Raw genomic sequence first — 235 nt, 5'->3', positions numbered from 1 at the left:
CTGCGAATGAGTTTGAAAATATTGTTTTAAAAGGAATTGAATACTTCAATCGAGAAGAACTATATGAGAATATAGAAAAATATGAAGAATCATTAGCCTTAAAATACTATGAAGAAGGAAATACACTCAAAGCAAGTGAATATTTCTATTCAAGTTCTCAATCAAGAAAAAAAGCTATAGAGAGGCAGAGACTAAAATGAAAAAGGTAACTATTAGTTTATTAGGAATCATAACA

1 pseudogene is annotated in these 235 nt (G+C 27.7%); it reads left to right on the top strand.

The features are described 5' to 3' along the window. Positions 1-200: pseudogene (locus tag SB775_RS33900) on the top strand (tetratricopeptide repeat protein); the annotation flags it as partial. Between the last annotated feature and the right edge of the window lie 35 nt (positions 201-235).

It is taken from the genome of Peribacillus sp. SIMBA_075, assembly GCF_046534585.1.
This window is presented reverse-complemented; position numbering and strand designations above follow the sequence as displayed.